Annotated in this window: 16 protein-coding genes and 1 pseudogene; 11 read left to right on the forward strand and 6 right to left on the reverse strand. The window is 62.0% G+C overall.

Features of this window, described 5'->3' with window-relative positions; genetic code table 11:
- Positions 1-207 (forward strand): annotated as a pseudogene (locus tag WC026_RS00890) (FAD-dependent oxidoreductase); the annotation flags it as partial.
- Here the strand turns inward: WC026_RS00890 and mazG are convergent.
- Both mazG and WC026_RS00900 read right to left on the reverse strand, forming a co-directional pair.
- Positions 204-1,211, reverse strand: a complete 1,008-nt coding sequence (gene mazG, locus WC026_RS00895) for a nucleoside triphosphate pyrophosphohydrolase (RefSeq protein WP_372708910.1) — start codon at positions 1,209-1,211, stop codon at positions 204-206. The pseudogene WC026_RS00890 and the gene mazG sit on opposite strands and share 4 nt — an antisense overlap.
- A 69-nt stretch (positions 1,212-1,280) precedes the next feature.
- Positions 1,281-1,943 (reverse strand): DUF2306 domain-containing protein, encoded by a 663-nt coding sequence (locus tag WC026_RS00900; protein ID WP_372708911.1) that lies wholly within the window; start codon positions 1,941-1,943, stop codon positions 1,281-1,283.
- Between WC026_RS00900 and WC026_RS00905 the strand changes: the two genes are divergently transcribed.
- The 4 genes from WC026_RS00905 (at position 1,927) to WC026_RS00920 (ending at position 4,132) form a co-directional block, all read left to right on the forward strand.
- Positions 1,927-2,451: a hypothetical protein gene (locus tag WC026_RS00905; RefSeq protein WP_372708912.1), complete on the forward strand. Its 525-nt coding sequence runs from the start codon at positions 1,927-1,929 to the stop codon at positions 2,449-2,451. The genes WC026_RS00900 and WC026_RS00905 overlap by 17 nt on opposite strands.
- A 116-nt stretch (positions 2,452-2,567) precedes the next feature.
- On the forward strand, positions 2,568-2,963 hold the full coding sequence (locus tag WC026_RS00910; RefSeq protein WP_372708913.1) for a GNAT family N-acetyltransferase: 396 nt from the start codon (positions 2,568-2,570) through the stop codon (positions 2,961-2,963).
- 67 nt (positions 2,964-3,030) lie between these two features.
- Positions 3,031-3,756 carry a hypothetical protein gene (locus WC026_RS00915; protein ID WP_372708914.1) on the forward strand — a complete coding sequence of 242 codons (726 nt, stop codon included), beginning with the start codon at positions 3,031-3,033 and terminating at the stop codon, positions 3,754-3,756.
- A gap of 16 nt (positions 3,757-3,772) precedes the next feature.
- Positions 3,773-4,132, forward strand: coding sequence for a hypothetical protein (locus tag WC026_RS00920; protein ID WP_372708915.1), 360 nt, complete (start codon positions 3,773-3,775; stop codon positions 4,130-4,132).
- A 141-nt stretch (positions 4,133-4,273) separates the two neighbouring features.
- Here the strand turns inward: WC026_RS00920 and WC026_RS00925 are convergent, their stop codons facing one another.
- Positions 4,274-5,803, reverse strand: coding sequence for a leucyl aminopeptidase (locus WC026_RS00925; protein ID WP_372708916.1), 1,530 nt, complete (start codon positions 5,801-5,803; stop codon positions 4,274-4,276).
- 355 nt (positions 5,804-6,158) lie between these two features.
- Between WC026_RS00925 and lptF the strand changes: the two genes are divergently transcribed.
- From lptF to rsmA, 6 genes are all read left to right on the forward strand, one after another.
- A complete protein-coding gene (gene lptF / locus WC026_RS00930) occupies positions 6,159-7,355 on the forward strand; it encodes an LPS export ABC transporter permease LptF (RefSeq protein WP_372708917.1) in 1,197 nt (398 codons plus the stop codon).
- Positions 7,352-8,446, forward strand: coding sequence for an LPS export ABC transporter permease LptG (lptG, locus tag WC026_RS00935; RefSeq protein ID WP_372708918.1), 1,095 nt, complete (start codon positions 7,352-7,354; stop codon positions 8,444-8,446). Before lptF ends, lptG begins: the two co-directional genes overlap by 4 nt.
- Before the next feature lie 3 nt (positions 8,447-8,449).
- On the forward strand, positions 8,450-10,918 hold the full coding sequence (locus tag WC026_RS00940) for an LPS-assembly protein LptD (protein WP_372708919.1): 2,469 nt from the start codon (positions 8,450-8,452) through the stop codon (positions 10,916-10,918).
- Between the two features lie 172 nt (positions 10,919-11,090).
- On the forward strand, positions 11,091-12,395 hold the full coding sequence (locus WC026_RS00945) for a peptidylprolyl isomerase (protein ID WP_372708920.1): 1,305 nt from the start codon (positions 11,091-11,093) through the stop codon (positions 12,393-12,395).
- A gap of 2 nt (positions 12,396-12,397) precedes the next feature.
- Positions 12,398-13,444: a 4-hydroxythreonine-4-phosphate dehydrogenase PdxA gene (pdxA, locus tag WC026_RS00950; protein WP_372708921.1), complete on the forward strand. Its 1,047-nt coding sequence runs from the start codon at positions 12,398-12,400 to the stop codon at positions 13,442-13,444.
- 5 nt (positions 13,445-13,449) lie between these two features.
- Positions 13,450-14,316 carry a 16S rRNA (adenine(1518)-N(6)/adenine(1519)-N(6))-dimethyltransferase RsmA gene (gene rsmA, locus WC026_RS00955; RefSeq protein WP_372708922.1) on the forward strand — a complete coding sequence of 289 codons (867 nt, stop codon included), beginning with the start codon at positions 13,450-13,452 and terminating at the stop codon, positions 14,314-14,316.
- Here rsmA and gmk read toward each other — a convergent pair.
- From gmk to mltG, 3 genes are all read right to left on the reverse strand, one after another.
- Complete coding sequence (gmk, locus tag WC026_RS00960; protein ID WP_372708923.1) at positions 14,313-14,963, reverse strand: guanylate kinase; 651 nt, start codon at positions 14,961-14,963, stop codon at positions 14,313-14,315. The genes rsmA and gmk overlap by 4 nt on opposite strands.
- 43 nt (positions 14,964-15,006) lie before the next feature.
- Positions 15,007-15,897, reverse strand: a complete 891-nt coding sequence (locus WC026_RS00965; RefSeq protein WP_372708925.1) for a YicC/YloC family endoribonuclease — start codon at positions 15,895-15,897, stop codon at positions 15,007-15,009.
- A gap of 98 nt (positions 15,898-15,995) precedes the next feature.
- Positions 15,996-17,417, reverse strand: coding sequence for an endolytic transglycosylase MltG (gene mltG / locus WC026_RS00970; protein ID WP_372708926.1), 1,422 nt, complete (start codon positions 17,415-17,417; stop codon positions 15,996-15,998).
- Positions 17,418-17,438 lie beyond the last annotated feature (21 nt).

Consider the following 17,438-nt stretch of genomic DNA (forward strand, 5'->3'; position numbering starts at 1 on the left):
ACGCGCGCAACCCAGCGCCTGCAGTTGGGAATTCAGAACGTCGTCATCGCGAAGACGCTTGCGAAAACAAGCGCGCTGAAGCCGCCGCTGGCGTTGCGCTTGTTCAACACGCTGCCGTTTCTATCGCGCATTCCGGCGCGGCTGATCGGCTTGGGATTCCGGCCTGAGCATGTGTCGGACGCGATCCGGACGGGGAAGGGCGCTTAGACGTCCTTTCGCGCAGCGCTCTTTTCTTGCGCTTTCGCTTCGTCCCAGAGCGCGTCCATGTCTTCGAGCGTCGATTGCGATGGCGTTTTTCCATGCTTCGCCAAGCGCATTTCGATATGCGCGAAGCGGCGCACGAATTTCTGGTTCGCCGCGCGCAGCGCCGCTTCGGGATCGAGATGCAAGTGGCGCGCGATGTTCGCCATCACGAATAGCATGTCGCCGAATTCTTCTTTGATTGCCGCACTTTTGATCGCGCCTTCCGACTCGCGTTCCGCGAGCCGGCCGGAAGGCGCTGCGTCCGGCGGCCGGCTCCCCGGAGGGGCGTCGCCGGACGCCAATAAAGACTCTCTTCGTGGATCGGCGGGGAGGGCGACTTCCTCGAATTCGGCGATCTCTTCTTTCAGCTTGTCGAAGACCGGCGCGAGGTTCGGCCAATCGAACCCGACCTTCGCGGCTTTGTCCTGCAACTTGATGGCGCGCGTCAGAGCCGGGAGGCCGATGGGAATATCGGCAAGCGTCGACGGTTTCGGCTCATGATCATGCAATTCCCCTTCCCCTTGCGGGGAGGGGAGGGGTGACGTGGGGAGCCGCGCGTGCTCGGCGGCTTTCTCAGCGCGTTCCTCAGCCTTGATCCGATCCCACGCCGCTTTGACAGATTGCGGATCGCGCGCGGCGCCGTCAGCGAAGACGTGCGGATGCCTGCGGATCATCTTGCGCGTGATCGCTTCGACCACGTCGTCAAACGCGAACGCACTTTGCTCCTCGGCAAGCCGCGCGTGATAGACAACTTGGAGCAGCAGGTCGCCAAGCTCGTCTTTCAAATCCGGTAAGTCGCGGCGGGCGATGGCGTCGGCGACCTCGTAGGCTTCCTCGATGGTGTAGGGAGCGATCGTTTCGAAATTCTGCTCAAGGTCCCACGGGCACCCGGTCACGGGCGTTCTCAACGCAGCCATGATTTCGATGAGACGCGCGATGTCGCGCGAAGGCTTGATGGCGTCCGTCATGAGCGTCCTCTCGATTGCCCCGCCGAGACTAGTGGATGCCTGCGTTTGGAGCGAGAGCGACAGCTGCGGCTATCGCGACAACAGCCTGGCGAAGGCGCGCGGCTTCGCCAGTACAAGTGTCAGCGGCAGCATCCAGCCGATCCAGGCAGACGCGGCGTAGATCGGCTCGAACGGTAGTCTCAGCGCGATCGCCGTGCCGGTGATCACACGAAACCAGACGGCGCCGGTCGTCACCACCACCATCGCCATCATCAGGTGAGCGTGGCGGGAGATGTCGCGCGCCCGGATCGCAAGGCAAGCGGTGCCAAGCAGATAAAGCCAGACGAGACCCTGCGCGAAAAACCCGGCGCGCGCCCAGGGCGTCGAGTGGCTGATGACGGCGACGGGAAGAGCCGTCAGCCCACCAATCACCACAAAGAGGCCCAACAGCCGGCCAAGCGGTCTGTGAAACTCGGGACGGCGTCTCGACATAATGACGGCGGGCACCAGCAGAAGCGCAAGCGCCGAAGCGATCATGTGAGCCGGAAAGAGAAGGGGCGCACGGCGCGCCAGTTCGAACATCTCGTAGGGCAGAGCGATCCATCCGGCGCCGGAGCCGAGCGCGACGAGCCCGACAGGCAAAATAAGGACGATCGTGATGAAAAGAATTGCGATGCGCGTGATCAACCGGCCCGTCGTGCTGCGATCGTTTCGCAGACGCGCGGCCGGAACTGTCATGCTCGCGTCGGTCATGCTGGCATCCGTCATGGCTGCGGGCATCATCGCTTCGAGTTTTGGCGGCTCTGCGGCAGCCGAGACAAGCGACGAAGCGACGAGCGCTCCGGCCGAGGCAGTGTCGCTCGCTGGACGCTGGAGCGGCAAGCGTCATGGCTACGGCCGCAGCGAAGCCGATTGCAGCTGCGGATGCGCGCTGACCTATGATTTCGTCGCGTGCAAGGAGGGCTGGTGCGGGATCGCGGTGAAGAACGACAAGACGTGCGGCGCGATCGGTGTGCGGCTCGCAGCAAACAACGCGGTCACTAGCGGCGGCGGAACCTACAAGGGACAGCTCGTGCTCGCCAAGGACACGGCGCCGTATTCGGTCGAAGCCTGGTACGCAAGAGACGAGGGGACTGCGAAGCTGTATTTCCTCGGCGACACCGGGCCGGAGCTTCGCATCATGCGCCGCTCGTTTCCATTCGAAGCCGAGCTGGCGCGCACGGGCGATGCAACCTGTACCTTGGAGCAGGCGACGTCGTAACGGTTGCCTCACTTATCATTCGCGATGAGCTGCTTGCTGACATAGATGCGATTGAGAATGTTCTTCAAGAAGCCTTCGCCGATCATCCGCACAGCCAGCAAACGGAGCATCCGATCGTGCGCCGGTTGCGGGACGGCGGAGAGCTTGTCCTGCCGCAGGTTGCGGTGCTTGCCGGCGTGACCGTCGGCTACGCAACGTTCTCGGCTGTCCGGTTAAGCCCGGCGCATGATGGATGGTATGGGCTTGGGCCGGTCGCCGTCGCGCCCGATTTCCAAGGGCTCCGCATTGGCTCGGCGCTGATCGAAGGCGGCCTCAATGCTTTGAAGGCAATGGGCGCAGCGGGATGCGTCGTGCTAGGGGAGCCGCGCTTCTATCGCCGGTTCGGATTTGAGCAAAGCCTCGGTGTGACGTTCGACGGCGCACCGCTTGAGTATTTTCTGGTGCACGCCTTTCGCGGAGCGCTACCGTCTACCGCCGTTTCGTATCATCCGGCGTTCTCGGCCCCTGGCTGACAACACCAGTGTCCGAGCCCCACCAAGTAGTGTTACCCTTGGCGCGGGGTAAGCTCAGGGCGCGGCGATGTACATCCTCTTCAACGGCCTGATGATGGCGCTGGAGCTAGCGGCGATTTATGCCGTCGCATGGGTCGGATACACGGCACCACTTGTCTTCGCGGCCGGGACGGCGGCGCTGGCGCTGGTCGTCGGCGCGGCGCTCGAAATCGCGCGGCTCAAGTATGAGTTCCCATTCTATTTCGACCGGGCGCCGGGACGGTCGATCTATCTGATCGTCACCGTCGGCGCGCTGGAGTCGATCACGAAGGCGGTGCTCGCGGGTGTGGTCGCGCTGCTGACGTTCCTCGGCACCGATCAGGAGCGGCTGAAGATCGTCGCAATCGTTTTCGCCGCGTCGCTGTTTCTTGGCGTGCAGGTGGTGCGCTTCCTGATGGGACGCCTCAAGGCGCGGCCGCTGCGCTGGGGGTATTTCCGGCTCGCAGCCCCGCTCGGACTTTTGTTCTCGGCGGGCCTGACGTTTCTGCCTGCGCCGGGCATCACGGAACTCGCGAAGCGCGCAGCCTTCGATCTTCCGGCCAAGCCGTCGATGGAGCAGGCGAGCGAATTCCTGTTCCTCCTGAAACAGAGCTTCGACGAGATCGTGGTACGAATGCTGTCCTGGGTGTTCGATCCGTCCGTGGCTCAGGCGCTCGGCGCCATCGTCTCCGTCAACATGCTGTCGGGGTTCGTGCTGGCGCTTTATGCCGTCCTGATCGCGGAAGGGATAAGGACCCTGGAAAACCGGGTTTGATCTTGGAGCCGCCCGCATGCCACTTGTTTGCGCTCACACGACGCTGATGCTGCCGGAAGCGATCGTCATCGAGAGCCTGCTCGAAGCGCACGGCATTCGCTTTGCGCTGGCAGGCAAGGACATCATCTCGCAATGTCCGCAGTTCAACATCCTGTTCGGCGGCATCAGCTTCCTCGTCGACGAAGAGGATCTCGACACGGTGAGGGCGCTGATCGCCGATGCCGAGGACGTGCCGGGCTATCTGTCCATCGAGAGCAGCGGATTTGAGCGGCGGCCCATCCGCAACGCGATCCTGGCGTTCGCCATGCTGCTCATCGGCGCGCCGTTTCCGTTCTGGTACCGGGGCCGCGGAAATCAAAGCGGGTTTCGTGCCTAGTTCAGCGGTGTCCTAAATTCGCATAATATATATTATGGAAAATAAATATAGGAATATGCCTTGTATCAAATAGATACAACTTTGAAAAAATTGTTTAGCCGACCAAATTTGTGCCCGGCTAAACAAACCTGATCCAAGAAACTATTTCTCGCTCTTCTCATGATGGTCGGCGACGAACCTGTCGAGCAGCCGGACGCCCCAGCCGGCGCCCCAGCTCTGGTTGATGTCATTGCGGCTGCCATCCATCGCGGTGCCGGCGATGTCGAGATGGCACCAGGGCGTGTCCTTCTGGACGAAGCGTTGCAGGAACGCGGCGGCGGACGCTGAGCCGCCCCAGCGGCCGCCGGTGTTTTTCATGTCGGCGTTTTTCGAATCCATCATCTTGTCGAACGCCTTGTCGAGCGGCATCCGCCAGACCTTCTCTCCCGTCGTGCGCGACGCCGACTGAAGTTCGTCCGCCAGCTTGTCGTCGTTGACGAACATGCCCGCATACTCTTTGCCGAGCGCGATCATGATGGCGCCGGTCAGCGTCGCGAGATCGATGACGAGCTTCGGCTTGAACTTCTCCTGCGCGTACCAGAGCACGTCGGCGAGCACGAGACGGCCTTCGGCATCGGTGTTGATGACTTCGATCGTCTGGCCGGACATCGACGTCACGATATCGCCGGGACGCACGGCATTGCCCGAGGGCATGTTCTCGACGCAGCCGACAAGGCCGACCGCGTTGACGTTCGCCTTGCGCTCGGCAAGCGCGTACATCGTGCCGATGACGGCCGCCGCGCCTCCCATGTCGCCTTTCATGTCTTCCATGCCGGCGGCGGGCTTGATCGAGATGCCGCCCGTATCGAAGACGACGCCCTTGCCGACGAAGCAAATCGGCTTCTGTTTCTTCGAACCCTTGGCGCCGTTCCAGGTCATCACGGCGAGCCGCGAGGCGCGCGCGCTACCCTGCCCGACGCAGAGCAGCGAGCCCATGCCGAGCTTCTCCATGTCCTTGACTTCGAGGATATCGACGGAAACGCCGAACTTCTCGAGCGCCTTCGTCTTCTCCGCGAGTTCAACAGGACCAAGGATGTTGGCCGGTTCGTTGACGAGATCGCGCGCGAAGTTGACACCGTTGGCGACGGCCTTCAGCGGCTGGAACGCCGACTTCGCCTTGTCGGGATGGGCAACGTGAATGGTGAGTTTTTTCAGGCCGTCCTTGTCCGCGCCGTCGTCATTGGACTTTTTGGTCAGATACTTCTTGAAATTGTAGTTGCGCAGAAGCGCGCCCTGCGCGATCAGCGCCGCGACCTGTTCCGGTGACACGTCATCGCTGCCGTCGACGTCGACAATCACGCTGGCGGCCGAGGCCTTGCGCGCCTGGATGGCACCGAGAATGACGCCGCCGAGATCGACGTATTGCTGTGCGCTGAGCGATCCTTCCTTGCCAAGCCCGGCAATGATCAGGCGATCGATTCCGATCTTGGCCGGAGCGAGGATTTCGATCGTCGACTTGTATTTGCCTTTGTAGTCGGCGGCGGCGGATGCCTTGCTGATCGAGCTTGCCGACTTCGCTTCGAGTTCGCGCGCCTTGGAGCCGAGATCCAGACCTTCGCCGGCCAATATGACTGCCACCGCCTCGGGATCGGCGCCGAGGGATGCGAAGGTAATTTCAAATCGTTCGGGCATTTCTGAAGAACTCCATCGGGAAGGGATCGCGCGGGACTATTCGCTCGGGTGGACGCGGACGCCGATCCGCAGTCCTGACCCAGCGTCGCCGCGACGCGAGACTGCAGGGAGGGCGAAAACTCGTGGCTGAGTAATCCAACTTAGTCATTCACCGGGGCATGGCAAGCCAGCTTTTAAAAATGCAGCCGCTAAACCTCCAGTTTGTCCTAATGCGTTGTCTTGCATGCTCATTCCACGACCGCATAGCGAGCGCAGCCGAAATTCCGCCACTGTGCTATGGGAGCCGGACAAGGGTAGACGTGCGACTTGCGGCGGGGGCGCCGCGATCAGCGTGGCCGGAGGGGACCGGCGAAGCATGCGAATCTTCTCGAAGTACGTGTTTCGTCAGGCGGCCGGATCGTTCGCTCTAATCATGGTGTCGTTGACGGGCATCGTGTGGATCGCGCTGGCGTTGCGCCAGTTCAACGTCGTGACGAGCCAGGGCCAGGATACCTGGATGCTCATCAAGATGACGTCGCTCGCCGTCCCGAACCTGATGGCGGTCATCGCCCCCTTCTCTTACCTCATTGCAGCGCTTCACACGCTCAACCGGCTCAATACCGACAGCGAGCTCATCGTGATCTCGGCGTCCGGCGCGAAAGTGTGGACAGCCGCGCGTCCCCTATTGCTGCTGGCCTTTCTTGTCAGCATCTTCCTGGCCTTCGTCGGTCACTTTGCGCAGCCCTGGAGTATGCGTCAGTTGCGCGAGTACATGGTGCAGGTCCGAAGCGACCTTCTCACGCAAGTCATTCAGCCTGGCCGGTTCACGAGTCCGGAATCGGGCCTGATGTTTCACATCCGCGACCGTGATGCCGACGGCGAGCTTCTCGGCCTCGTCATGCACGACACGCGCGACAAGACGCAGTCGCAAAGCTATCTCGCAGAGCACGGCACGCTGGTGAAGCAGGACGGTACCGCCTACCTCGTCATGAGCAACGGCCACATCATCCGCCGGACGGACGCCAACGGCGCACCGCAGATCGTCGCCTTCGACAAATACGTCGTCGATCTCGATCGCTTCGAGCCGCAGGACGGCGGCGGGGGCGAGCTGAAGCCGCGCGAACGGTATTTCAGCGAACTCATCAATCCCGAGCCCGGCAGCAAGCTCTATCAGACGCAGCCGGGCCAGTTCCGCTCCGAGTTGCATGAGCGGTTCGTAACTCCGCTGTACCCCATTGCCTTCGCGTTCCTCATCATCGCCTTCGTCGGGCAGGCGCAATCGACGCGCACCAGCCGCATGCAAAGTCTGGTTCTGACGTTCGTCATCGCCGCAACGTGCCGTCTCGCGGGACTTGCGATCACCAATGCGATGGTTCGAAACCCCGGCATGGTGGCCGTGGCTTACAGCTTGCCGATCGGCATGATCCTCTATTCGCTCATCGTTCTCAAACGCGCGGAAAAACAGCGCACAGGCCGCAGCTTGGTGGCGAAACTCAGAGATGGCGGCGCCGCCATCTTTGAGGCGTTGCGGAGTTGGCTCGGTCCTGCGCGGCCGAAGGGAGCGGCGTCATGATCGGGGGGTTCACCCTGTCGCGCTACATCGCGCGGATGTTCATCGTCGCGATCGTGACGACGCTGACGGTCTGCGCGCTGCTGATCTTCATGATCGATTTCGTCGAACTCCTGCGCATGGCCGGAAAATACGGCTCGGTTCCGGGCACGACCCTGGTCCGGATCGCCCTCCTCCGCCTCCCCGCCTATATCGAATTCCTGATCGGCTTCGCCGTGCTCGTCGGCAGCATCAGTGCCCTTATCTATCTGAACCGAAAAAGCGAATTGGCCGTCATGCGGGCGGGCGGCATGTCGGTGTGGCAGTTCCTCGGACCTGGTCTTTTCGTCGGCTTGGCCGTCGGAATTTTTGCGATGGCGATCTTCAATCCGCTGGCGTCGCGAGGCCGCGCTACCGCGGAAAAGCTCTACGCCAAAGCTTTCGGCAACGAAGCCAACCTGTTACGCTCGCAAGGCGGCGGCTCATGGATTCGCCAGAACGGCGCGGACGGCGAGTCCGTTCTCGGAGCGGCGGCGGCCTCGAACCGGGGTCTGACGCTCACCGGTGTGCTCGTCTTCGCATATGATCGCGAGGGGCATTTCTCGGAACGCATCGATGCCGGTAGTGCCGAACTAAAAGACGGCTACTGGGAGTTGCAAGACGCGTGGGTGACGCGCCTGGGCCAGGAGCCGGAAAAATTCAGCTCGTATCTGCTCTCGACCTATCTAACTCCGGACCGTGTGCAGGAAGCTCTAGGGTCCGTCTTCTCGATCTCTTTCTGGGACCTTCCCGAACTCATTCAAGCAGCTGATAAGGCAAAACTTTCAACCGAAGGCCTGCGGGTTCAGTATCAGTCGCTTTTGGTGCGTCCGATGCTGTGCCTCGCAATGGTCCTTTTGGCGGCCACTGTGTCATTGCGGTCATTCCGGTCCGGCGGCATCCAGACTATGGTTGCGACAGGGATGATCGGCGGGGTTGGATTCTTTTTGTTCTCGGAAATTTCACGACAAATTGGCATCGCTGGACTTGCGCCCGCGTGGGTTGCGGCCTGGATGCCGGTTGTCTTGGTACTCGCTATCTCAACGACGGTGCTTTTGCACCAGGAGGACGGCTGAGTGATGCGTGAAGCGCGGACACCGCAAGAGGGTTGCGGAAGGTCACGCGGGGGATCCTGGCGCTTTTCGGCAGCCAGGTTCGCTCGTGCGCTTTCGTGCGTCCTCGTCGCGACGCTCTTCACGATCCATTTTTCCAATTCTGCCCAGGCCGCCGCCAAGCAACCTTCGACGTTCGGCAAGGAAAGCATCTTCGGTAAGGTCAACACTCAAGTTGACCGCACGCAGCCCATGCGCCTGCAGGGCGACCAGCTGATCTACGATAAGGCTGGCAATCGCGTCATCGCGCGCGGCAACGTCGAAATCTATTACAACGACAACATCCTGACGGCGGACGAAGTCGTCTACGATCAGGGCGGCGGAACGCTGACCGCCGTCGGTAACGTTACCCTCAAGGAGCCGCAAGGCAACGTCATCCGCGCCGACCGCTACACGCTGACGGATGATTTCCGCGACGGCTTCGTGCAGTCGCTTTCGGTCGTCTCGCAGGATCAGTCGACGATTACGGCCGATCGCGCCGTGCGCCGCGGCGGCAACGTCAACGAATTCGAGAACGGCCGGTTCACGCCTTGCAAAAGCGATGGCGGAACGCCGCCGCTCTGGTGCCTCAGCGCCGCGCGCATCATTCACGACGCCGACGCCGCGACCATCACGTATCAAGACGCCTACTTCGAGATTTACGGGCAACCGGTGTTTTATCTGCCTTACTTCCAGACGCCCGATCCGTCGGTCAAGCGTAAGTCTGGCTTCCTGACACCGCAGTACGGCAACTCGTCGACGCTCGGTTATATCACCGGTATTCCCTACTATTGGGCGATCGCTCCGAACTACGACCTGACCCTCACGCCGACCTATCTCAGCGACCAGGGGTTGCTGATGCAGGCGGAATGGCGGCACCGACTTGCGAACGGCCAGTACAATGTCAAACTCGCCGGCATTGATCAGAATTACCGCGATCTCCCGTCTGACGGGTCACCCGGCAACATCGACCTCAAGAGCTATGACGGCTTGCGCGGCAGCGTCGAGACGCACGGCGTCTTTTCGCTTTCGAGCTGGTGGAAGTTCGGTTGGGATGTCACGGCGGAAACGGACGACCAGTTCCGCCGCTTCTACAAGCTCGACAGCGCTCTGGTCACCGACCGCGTCAACCAGGTTTATTTGACGGGTCAGTCGGACCGGAACTACTTCAACGCCACGCTGTACCAGTTCCAGGGTTTGCTCAGCACCGACACGCCGCAGACCGAAGGCTACACGCACCCGATCATCAATTATAACTATGTCTTCAACGATCCAGTGCTCGGCGGCGAGCTCAAATGGAATACAAATGCCGTGAGTTTCACGCGCGAAGATGGTTCACCGATCAATCCGATCACCGGTAAGGTCGAAAACGAAAATATGAACCGCGTCATCACGGAGCTGAAGTGGCGCCGCCGCCTAACCGACGCGATCGGTATTAGTTACACGCCGTTCGCGGATGTACGCGGTGACGTTTACTCCTTTGACAATGCGGTTAACCCGACGACCATGCAGTTAAATTCGTCGGATGTGTGGGTCGGCGATTCCCGCAGTGACTCGGTTGCGCGCGGCATCGTCGATGGCGGTATGACAGTCTCATACCCGTGGGTCGCAAACACCGCGAGTGCCAGCCACGTCATCGAGCCGATTGGCCAGATCGTCGTCCACCAGGAAAGCATCCCGCAACGGCAACTGCCGAACGAGGATGCGCAGAGCCTTATCTTCGACGATACGAACTTGTTCGCGACGTCGAAATTCTCGGGCTACGACCGGATTGAAACCGGCACGCGCGCCAACGTCGGCCTGCAGTACACGTTCCAGTCGCACGACGGCGGCTATGCGCGCTTCCTTGCGGGCGAGAGCTATCAGCTCTCGGGCGATAATATCTATCTGAACCCGGGTCGCGATCCGGACGGCAACTACATCTACTCGCCGGTCAGCGGTCTGCAAACGGCACGTTCCGATTACGTACTCGGCGTGTATCTGGCTCCGATCGACGAATTCAGGATCATTTCGCAGAGCCGTTTCGACAAGGACACCATGGACCTCCGGCGCGAAGACGCGGCGATGGTCTTTAACTTCGGGCCTCTATCGACGCAGGTTGGATACAGCTATAACAGCGATGCGATCCTTCTCGATCCGACCGATGCCGATGCCGATCCGGTCCAGCAGGAGCTTCTCGCGTCCGCGACGCTCAGGCTTACCGATCGCTGGAGCGTCGGCGGTATGACGCGCTATGATATCGATAAGGGCGAGCTGCGCTACGACAGCGTTCAGATCAAGTATGCGGATGAATGCTTCGCGCTGACCGCGTCCTATATCGAGTCCAACTACAACGAGCAGACCATCGAGGCCGACCGCACCTTCATGCTGCGCTTCGAGTTGAAGCATCTCGGCGATTTCGCCGCCAAGACCGACGCCCTGGACTTCAACCTTGGCGGAGAAGAGCGGGTTAACTGACGCCCGGCGCTTCGCATAAGCGAAACGAGCCTCGCCTGACGCGAAACAGACCGGATTTTGGCCACTCTTGATGTGGATAAGCCCAAGAGCGCGGGCGCGCCTGCAGTATTCTGCTGGCTTGAGCGATTCGACAGTGGACCTCCTAAGGATGCCGTTTTCACAGCATAGCCGTTTGACTTCGGTTGTCCGTCCGGCTCGGATTGCGGTCGCGGCTGGACTTCTCGCGACGCTCGGCACATTCAGCGCTTTGGCCCAAGGCGGCACCGTCGCGGTCACCGGCGACGGCACCGGCGGGCTCCTCGGCGCACCCGCCGTCGGCAATCCCGACGGCGCCGCTGACAAGGCAACGGACAAGAAGGGCCGTAAGAAGTCGGCTCCCGCGGCGAAAGGCAAAGGCTCCGAGACGGCGAGCCGCGAGCCCGTATCGTCCGATCCGGTCGGCGGCGAGAACGTGATCGAGGTGCTCGTCAACGACGAGCCCGTCACGGGTTTTGAAGTCGACCGCCGCGCCATGCTGCTCAGCGGGACCGGCGTGCAGGCTCAAGCCAAAGCCAATTTCGAAGCCATCATCAAAAATCCGAAGACGACGGAACGCCTGAAGGCGCTGCTCAACCAGGTCGTGCAGGCCAACCAGGGCAAATCGCGCGATGAAATCATCGCCATCTTCGAGAAGAAGAAAAAAGACTTCGGCATGAACCTGCAGCGCGAGGCGTTCGAGAGCGCGCGCAAGGCATCGTTGCCGGCTGTCAAAAAACAGGCGGTCGAGGAATTGATCGACGAACGGTTGAAGCTGCAGGAAGCGAAAAAGCAGAGCGTCACGATCGAAGACTCCGAGGTCGACCGTGTCGTGGCCGGCATTGCCGAGCGCAACAAGATGACGCTCGATCAGTTCGCCAAACAGGTTGGCGGCAGCATCGATCCGATGAAGAGCCGCATCCGCGCCGCCCTTTCATGGAATGAAGTCGTGCGGCGACGCTTCGGGCCTCTGATCAACGTCAATACCAAGGACGTCGACAAGATGGTGGCGACGGCGGCCGGCACGGCACAAGAAGATGTTGAGTTGCAGATCCAGCGCGTGCAAATCATGCTTCCGAAAAAGATGGAAGAGCATGGCATCGCGCAGCGCATCGAGGAAGCCGAAAAAGTCCGGTCGCGATTTACCGATTGCAAGTCAACGGCGGCGGCTGCGACCGGCATTGCAGGCGCGAAATTCGAGAACATCGGCAAAAGGAAATCCTCGACGCTTCCTGAGCCGACCCGTACACTCCTGCTCAACGCAAGCGACGGAGAGATGTTGCCGCCAAGCGTCGGCGACGGCGCGGTCGAGCTTTACGTTGTCTGCGGGCGCGACTCCGTCAAAACCGACGCCGACAAGCGCACGCAGGCCGAGGGCGAGTTGAAGCAGAAAGAGTTCGAAGTCATGGCGCGGCGCTACCTCAAAGACCTTCGCGAAGACGCTCACATCGAGTACCGCTGACCATGGCCGCTCTCACGAGCGCGCGACTTCTGCCTCTCGCACTCACGATGGGGGACCCTGCGGGGATCGGACCGGAAATCGCAATTCGCGCCTGGCGCGACCGGGAGAAGAGCGCGCTTCCGCCGTTCGCCGTCTTCGCCGATCTCAACCTCATGCGCGCAACGTGCCGTTCGTTTGGCATCGATTGCGACATCGTCTCGATTGCCGATGCGGGCGCCGCGGCCGACGTGTTTCCCCGAGCTTTGCCGATCGTCGACGTGCCGCTGGTCCGAGCGGCGGAAGCCGGCAGTCCCGATTCCTGCAACGGCCCAGCGGTCATTCTCGCGATCCGGCGCGCCGTTGAAGCGGTTGCGGCGGGACAGGCGTCCGCCGTCGTCACGAACCCGATTGCAAAGTCGGTGCTCTACGACGCGGGCTTTCAGTATGCGGGGCACACGGAATATCTCGGCGCGCTCGCGAGCGAACTCTGGCCAGCAGAGCCCGCCGATCCGGTCATGATGCTGGCCTCCCCCGAACTCCGCGTCGTTCCCGTGACGATCCACGTGCCGCTTAAATCGGTGCCATTGCTGCTGACGTCAGAGAAAATCGTCAAGACCGCGCGCATCGTGGCGGCGTCACTGAAGCGCGATTTCGGAATTGCGGCTCCGCGTCTCGTCGTAACGGGTCTCAACCCGCACGCGGGCGAGGACGGTGCGCTTGGCAGCGAAGATCGCGATATCATCGCGCCCGCGATTGCGGCACTCCAATCAGAAGGCATCGACGCGACCGGCCCGCACTCCGCCGACACGCTGTTTCATGCGGCGGCGCGCGAAACGTATGATGCGGCGATTGCGATGTACCACGATCAGGCGCTGATCCCGATCAAGACGCTAGCGTTCGACTCCGGCGTCAACGCGACGCTCGGGCTGCCGTTTGTCAGAACGTCGCCGGATCATGGGACGGCGTTCGGCATCGCGGGCAAGGGCACCGCATCACCTGCCAGCCTGATCGCAGCGATGAAACTCGCTGCCGAAATGAGCACGCGGCGCGCGCGCCCCGTTGCTTCGTGACCCCCATGACGGCTCCCGACGGACTTCCGCCTCTTCGCGACGTGATCGAGCGCCATGGGCTCGCGGCGAAGAAATCGCTCGGGCAGAATTTTCTGCTCGACCTCAATCTCACCCGCAAGATCGCGCGCGCCGCGGGCGACATCAGCAACAGCACCGTCGTCGAAATCGGCCCTGGCCCCGGTGGCCTGACGCGCGCGCTGCTGATCGAGGGTGCCAAGAACGTCATTGCGGTCGAGCGCGACGAGCGATGCCTGTCGGCGCTCGACGAAATCGCGCTGCGATATCCTGGCCGGCTCAAAGTTCATTCCGGCGATGCGTTGAAAGTCGATTGGTCGGAGCTCATCGCGGGTGCGCATCCGGTCACGATCGCTGCGAACCTGCCCTACAACATCGCATCGCTGCTGCTCGTCGAATGGCTTGAGACGGAGCCTTGGCCACCGTGGTTTAATCGCATGGTGCTGATGTTCCAGCGCGAAGTCGCCGAGCGCATCATCGCCGCGCCACGCACGAAAGCTTACGGTCGGCTTTCCGTGCTCGCGCAGTACCGGACCGAGGCTCGGATCGTCATCAACCTGCCGCCCGAAGCCTTCACGCCGCCGCCGAAAGTTTCGTCCGCCGTGGTCGACTTTCGCCCGATCCCGGCGTCGGAGCCCCGATGCCGCGTTACGACGCTCGCGCGCGTCACGGCCGCTGCGTTCGGCCAGCGCCGGAAGATGTTGCGGTCAAGCCTGAAACAGCTGACGCCGATGGCCGAGCTTCTGCTGCGCGAAGGCGGGATCGCGCCCGAGCGTCGCGCGGAAGATCTATCGGTCGAGGAATTCGCGCGCCTCGCCGCGATCTTCGACCGTGGCGACTGGGAGCAGCAGACCTAGAGCACCGCCTGCATGTCGCGCACGAAGTCGGATAACCCAAGAAGCCGGTCGCGCTTCAACCGTTCGGCGATCAGGATGGCGTGCACGGCGGCGACGCTTTTTTCGATCTCGGTGTTGACGATCACATAATCGTACTCGGCCCAATGGCTGATTTCCGACGAAGCCGCGGACATGCGCCGGGCGACCGTTTCAGCGGAGTCCTGCGCGCGCGACTTCAACCGATCCTCGAGAACATGGCCCGACGGCGGCAGCACGAACACGAGCACGACGTCGCCCTTGAGCTTCTCCGAGAGTTGCTGCGCCCCCTGCCAATCGATGTCGAACAGCACGTCCTTTCCGGCATCGATCGCGGCTTCGACCGGCTGGCGCGGCGTGCCGTAGTGATTATCGAAGACGCGCGCCCATTCGAGAAGCTCGCCGCGCGACTTCATCTGTTCGAACGGATCGTGATCGACGAAGTGATAATCGACGCCGTCACGCTCGCCGGGACGCGGCGCGCGCGTCGTGACGGACACCGACATTTCGATATTGCTGTCGGCGGCCAGCAGGCGGCGGGCGAGCGTCGTCTTTCCGGCCCCCGAGGGCGACGAAATAATAAAGAGCAGGCCACGCCGTGCGATGTGGGGTTCGGTTGCCGCGACGCTCATCGGATGTTGTAATTCCCCGCTGACATTCTATTCGACATTCTGGCTATTCGACATTCTGGACCTGCTCGCGAAACTGGTCGATGACCGTCTTGAGTTGCAGACCGAGGCGCGTGATGTCGACGGCGTTCGCCTTCGAGCACAGCGTGTTGGCCTCGCGGTTGAATTCCTGCGCGAGGAAATCGAGCTTGCGGCCGACCGATCCGCGTTCGGCCAGAATATCGCGGGCAGCGGCGACGTGAGCCGCCAGACGCTGCAATTCCTCTTCGACGTCGGCGCGCGTTGCGATCAGCACAGCTTCCTGATGAAGACGCTGGTCATCGAGCGCCGCCGTCGCATCGACGAGACGGCCGATCGCGTCCCTCAAACGGGTCATGATCGCTTCCGGCGCCCGCGACGGGGACGCCCGCACCGCTGCCGCCAACTGATCGATCTGCGAGATCTGATCGTGAATGACGCCGCCTAAACGCGCGCCTTCCGCACGGCGGGCCTCGCCGAGCTTTTCAAGCGCGACGTCAAGGTTTTGCGTAATCGCTTTTTCGCGAACCGCGCGCGCCGCGACGTCTTCGATTGCCTGATCGGACATCTCAAGCACGCCCTTGATCATCAGAAGCTGCGCCGCGTCGGGCTTGGTCGCGCCGCTCAGCGTCGAGACGCGGTCCGCCGCCTTGATGACGTCGGCCAGCACCTGCTCGTTCAAGCGGATGGCGCCGTTCGTCTGCTGCTTCTCGATCGACAGCGACAGCGAGATGCTGCCGCGCGCGAAGCGTTTGGCGACGGCGTCTCGCGCTGGAATTTCAAGCGCCTCGTATCCTGGAGGAAGTCGCAGGCGGACGTCGAGCCCGCGGCCGTTGACGCTCCGCGCTTCCCAGATCCAGCTCAGGCCGTCGGTTGATCCGTCTGCACGTGCAAAGCCGGTCATGCTGGAAATTGTCATCGAGGGAGGTCTCGCCTGTATTTTTACGCGGCGCGCAACTTACCGGGTCGTGGCAGATACGCCAACCCGAACCGGCAGAGCCGTCTCTTGTTTCTTGGTTACTGCTTCTTCGGCTTGCGGACTGGGAGCGGAACGTCGGCCGTCTCCGTGGCTGCTCCCGGCGCCGCTCCTTGGGCCTGATCCGATGCCGCAGCAGCGCCATCACCGCCCGTTGCCGCGCCGGTGGTCGCCTGATTTTGCGCGGCCTTGGCGTTTTTTCGAGCCTGCTGGACAGCCTTGCCCTTACGCGCCTGCTCCTTGGCGGCGGCATCGGGCTTAGCTTGCGGGATCGGCGCGCTGTTGTCATCCGCCTTGCCGTCATCGGCGCCGTCCGCCTGCTTGGCACGTTGTTTCTCGACCTCGCGCCATTTCTGGACTGCCGAGTTGTGATCCTTCAGCGTCTCGGAGAATGCATGTCCTCCGGTGCCATCGGCGACAAAATAGAGATCGGACGACTGCGCGGGATGCAATGCGGCCTGCAGCGCGGACTTGCCGGGATTACAGATCGGCCCCGGCGGCAGACCGTTGACCTGATACGTGTTGTATGGCGACTTCGTTTCGATATCGAACTTCGTGATGCCACGTCCCAGCGCGCCTTGCCCGCCGACGATGCCGTAAACGATGGTCGGATCGGATTGCAGCCGCATGCCCTTCTTCAGGCGATTGTAGAAAACGGAGGCGACGCGATCGCGCTCATCGGCGCGGCCGGTTTCCTTTTCGACGATCGACGCGAACGTCACCAATTCATCGGCGGACTTGATCGGCAGGCTCGGATCGCGGCCCTCCCAGAGCGCGCCGAGCGCCTTTTCCATTTCGACCTGCATCCGTTCCAGGATCTCCTGTCGCGGCGTGCCCTTTGAGAAATAATAGGTATCCGGCAAGAGCGAGCCTTCCGGAGGCACCCTGGTAACCTCACCGCTGAGGCTCGGCTCGGCTTTCAGCCGTTCGACGATCTGTTCGCTCGTCAGACCTTCCGGCAGCGTCGCCTTGTAGAGGATCGATTTGCCGTCGGAGAGCGTATCGATCACGTCGCGGATCGACGCGTGCTCCCTGATTTCATATTCGCCGGCTTTCAGCTCGCCATTCTTTCGCTGGCCGAAAAAATTCTGCATCAGGTGGCCGCCGACGAACGTCCAGCGATTGGAAATGATGCCGTCTTTCTCGAGGCGTTCGGCAATGGCGATCCGCCCCTCGCCCTTCGGGATGATGACGACGCGCGGCGCGTCGAGGGGACCGGGGTTTTCGTATTGATTGTAGATCGTGAACGACATGCCGCCGACGAACAGCATGACAATCAGAGAGACCGTCAGCACACCGCTGATGACGCGAACGGTCGTCGACAGGACGCGCGACGGCTCGCGCGCGTCGAGGCCGCGCGGCCGTCGTGGCGCACGGCCGGGCTCAAGACGTTCGGCTGGGCTTCGTGCTCCGGCGGTGCGGGCGGTCTTGCTCCCGTCCGGGCGTCGTCTTTGCTGACTCATGGTACTCAGAGCGTTTCCCTT

Source organism: Hyphomicrobium sp. (assembly GCF_041674905.1).
Classification (GTDB): domain Bacteria; phylum Pseudomonadota; class Alphaproteobacteria; order Rhizobiales; family Hyphomicrobiaceae; genus Hyphomicrobium_B.

What these genes read in the sequence shown, in the direction of transcription:
- mazG (WP_372708910.1), bottom strand. Translation starts at nt 1,211, where the DNA reads ATGACGGACGCCATCAAGCCTTCGCGCGACATCGCGCGTCTCATCGAA.
- WC026_RS00905 (WP_372708912.1), top strand. Translation starts at nt 1,927, where the DNA reads ATGCTCGCGTCGGTCATGCTGGCATCCGTCATGGCTGCGGGCATCATC.
- lptG (WP_372708918.1), top strand. Translation starts at nt 7,352, where the DNA reads ATGATCGGGGGGTTCACCCTGTCGCGCTACATCGCGCGGATGTTCATC.
- pdxA (WP_372708921.1), top strand. Translation starts at nt 12,398, where the DNA reads ATGGCCGCTCTCACGAGCGCGCGACTTCTGCCTCTCGCACTCACGATG.
- WC026_RS00940 (WP_372708919.1), top strand. Translation starts at nt 8,450, where the DNA reads ATGCGTGAAGCGCGGACACCGCAAGAGGGTTGCGGAAGGTCACGCGGG.
- WC026_RS00900 (WP_372708911.1), bottom strand. Translation starts at nt 1,943, where the DNA reads ATGACCGACGCGAGCATGACAGTTCCGGCCGCGCGTCTGCGAAACGAT.
- WC026_RS00965 (WP_372708925.1), bottom strand. Translation starts at nt 15,897, where the DNA reads ATGACAATTTCCAGCATGACCGGCTTTGCACGTGCAGACGGATCAACC.
- lptF (WP_372708917.1), top strand. Translation starts at nt 6,159, where the DNA reads ATGCGAATCTTCTCGAAGTACGTGTTTCGTCAGGCGGCCGGATCGTTC.
- gmk (WP_372708923.1), bottom strand. Translation starts at nt 14,963, where the DNA reads ATGAGCGTCGCGGCAACCGAACCCCACATCGCACGGCGTGGCCTGCTC.
- WC026_RS00925 (WP_372708916.1), bottom strand. Translation starts at nt 5,803, where the DNA reads ATGCCCGAACGATTTGAAATTACCTTCGCATCCCTCGGCGCCGATCCC.
- rsmA (WP_372708922.1), top strand. Translation starts at nt 13,450, where the DNA reads ATGACGGCTCCCGACGGACTTCCGCCTCTTCGCGACGTGATCGAGCGC.
- WC026_RS00920 (WP_372708915.1), top strand. Translation starts at nt 3,773, where the DNA reads ATGCCACTTGTTTGCGCTCACACGACGCTGATGCTGCCGGAAGCGATC.
- mltG (WP_372708926.1), bottom strand. Translation starts at nt 17,417, where the DNA reads ATGAGTCAGCAAAGACGACGCCCGGACGGGAGCAAGACCGCCCGCACC.
- WC026_RS00915 (WP_372708914.1), top strand. Translation starts at nt 3,031, where the DNA reads ATGTACATCCTCTTCAACGGCCTGATGATGGCGCTGGAGCTAGCGGCG.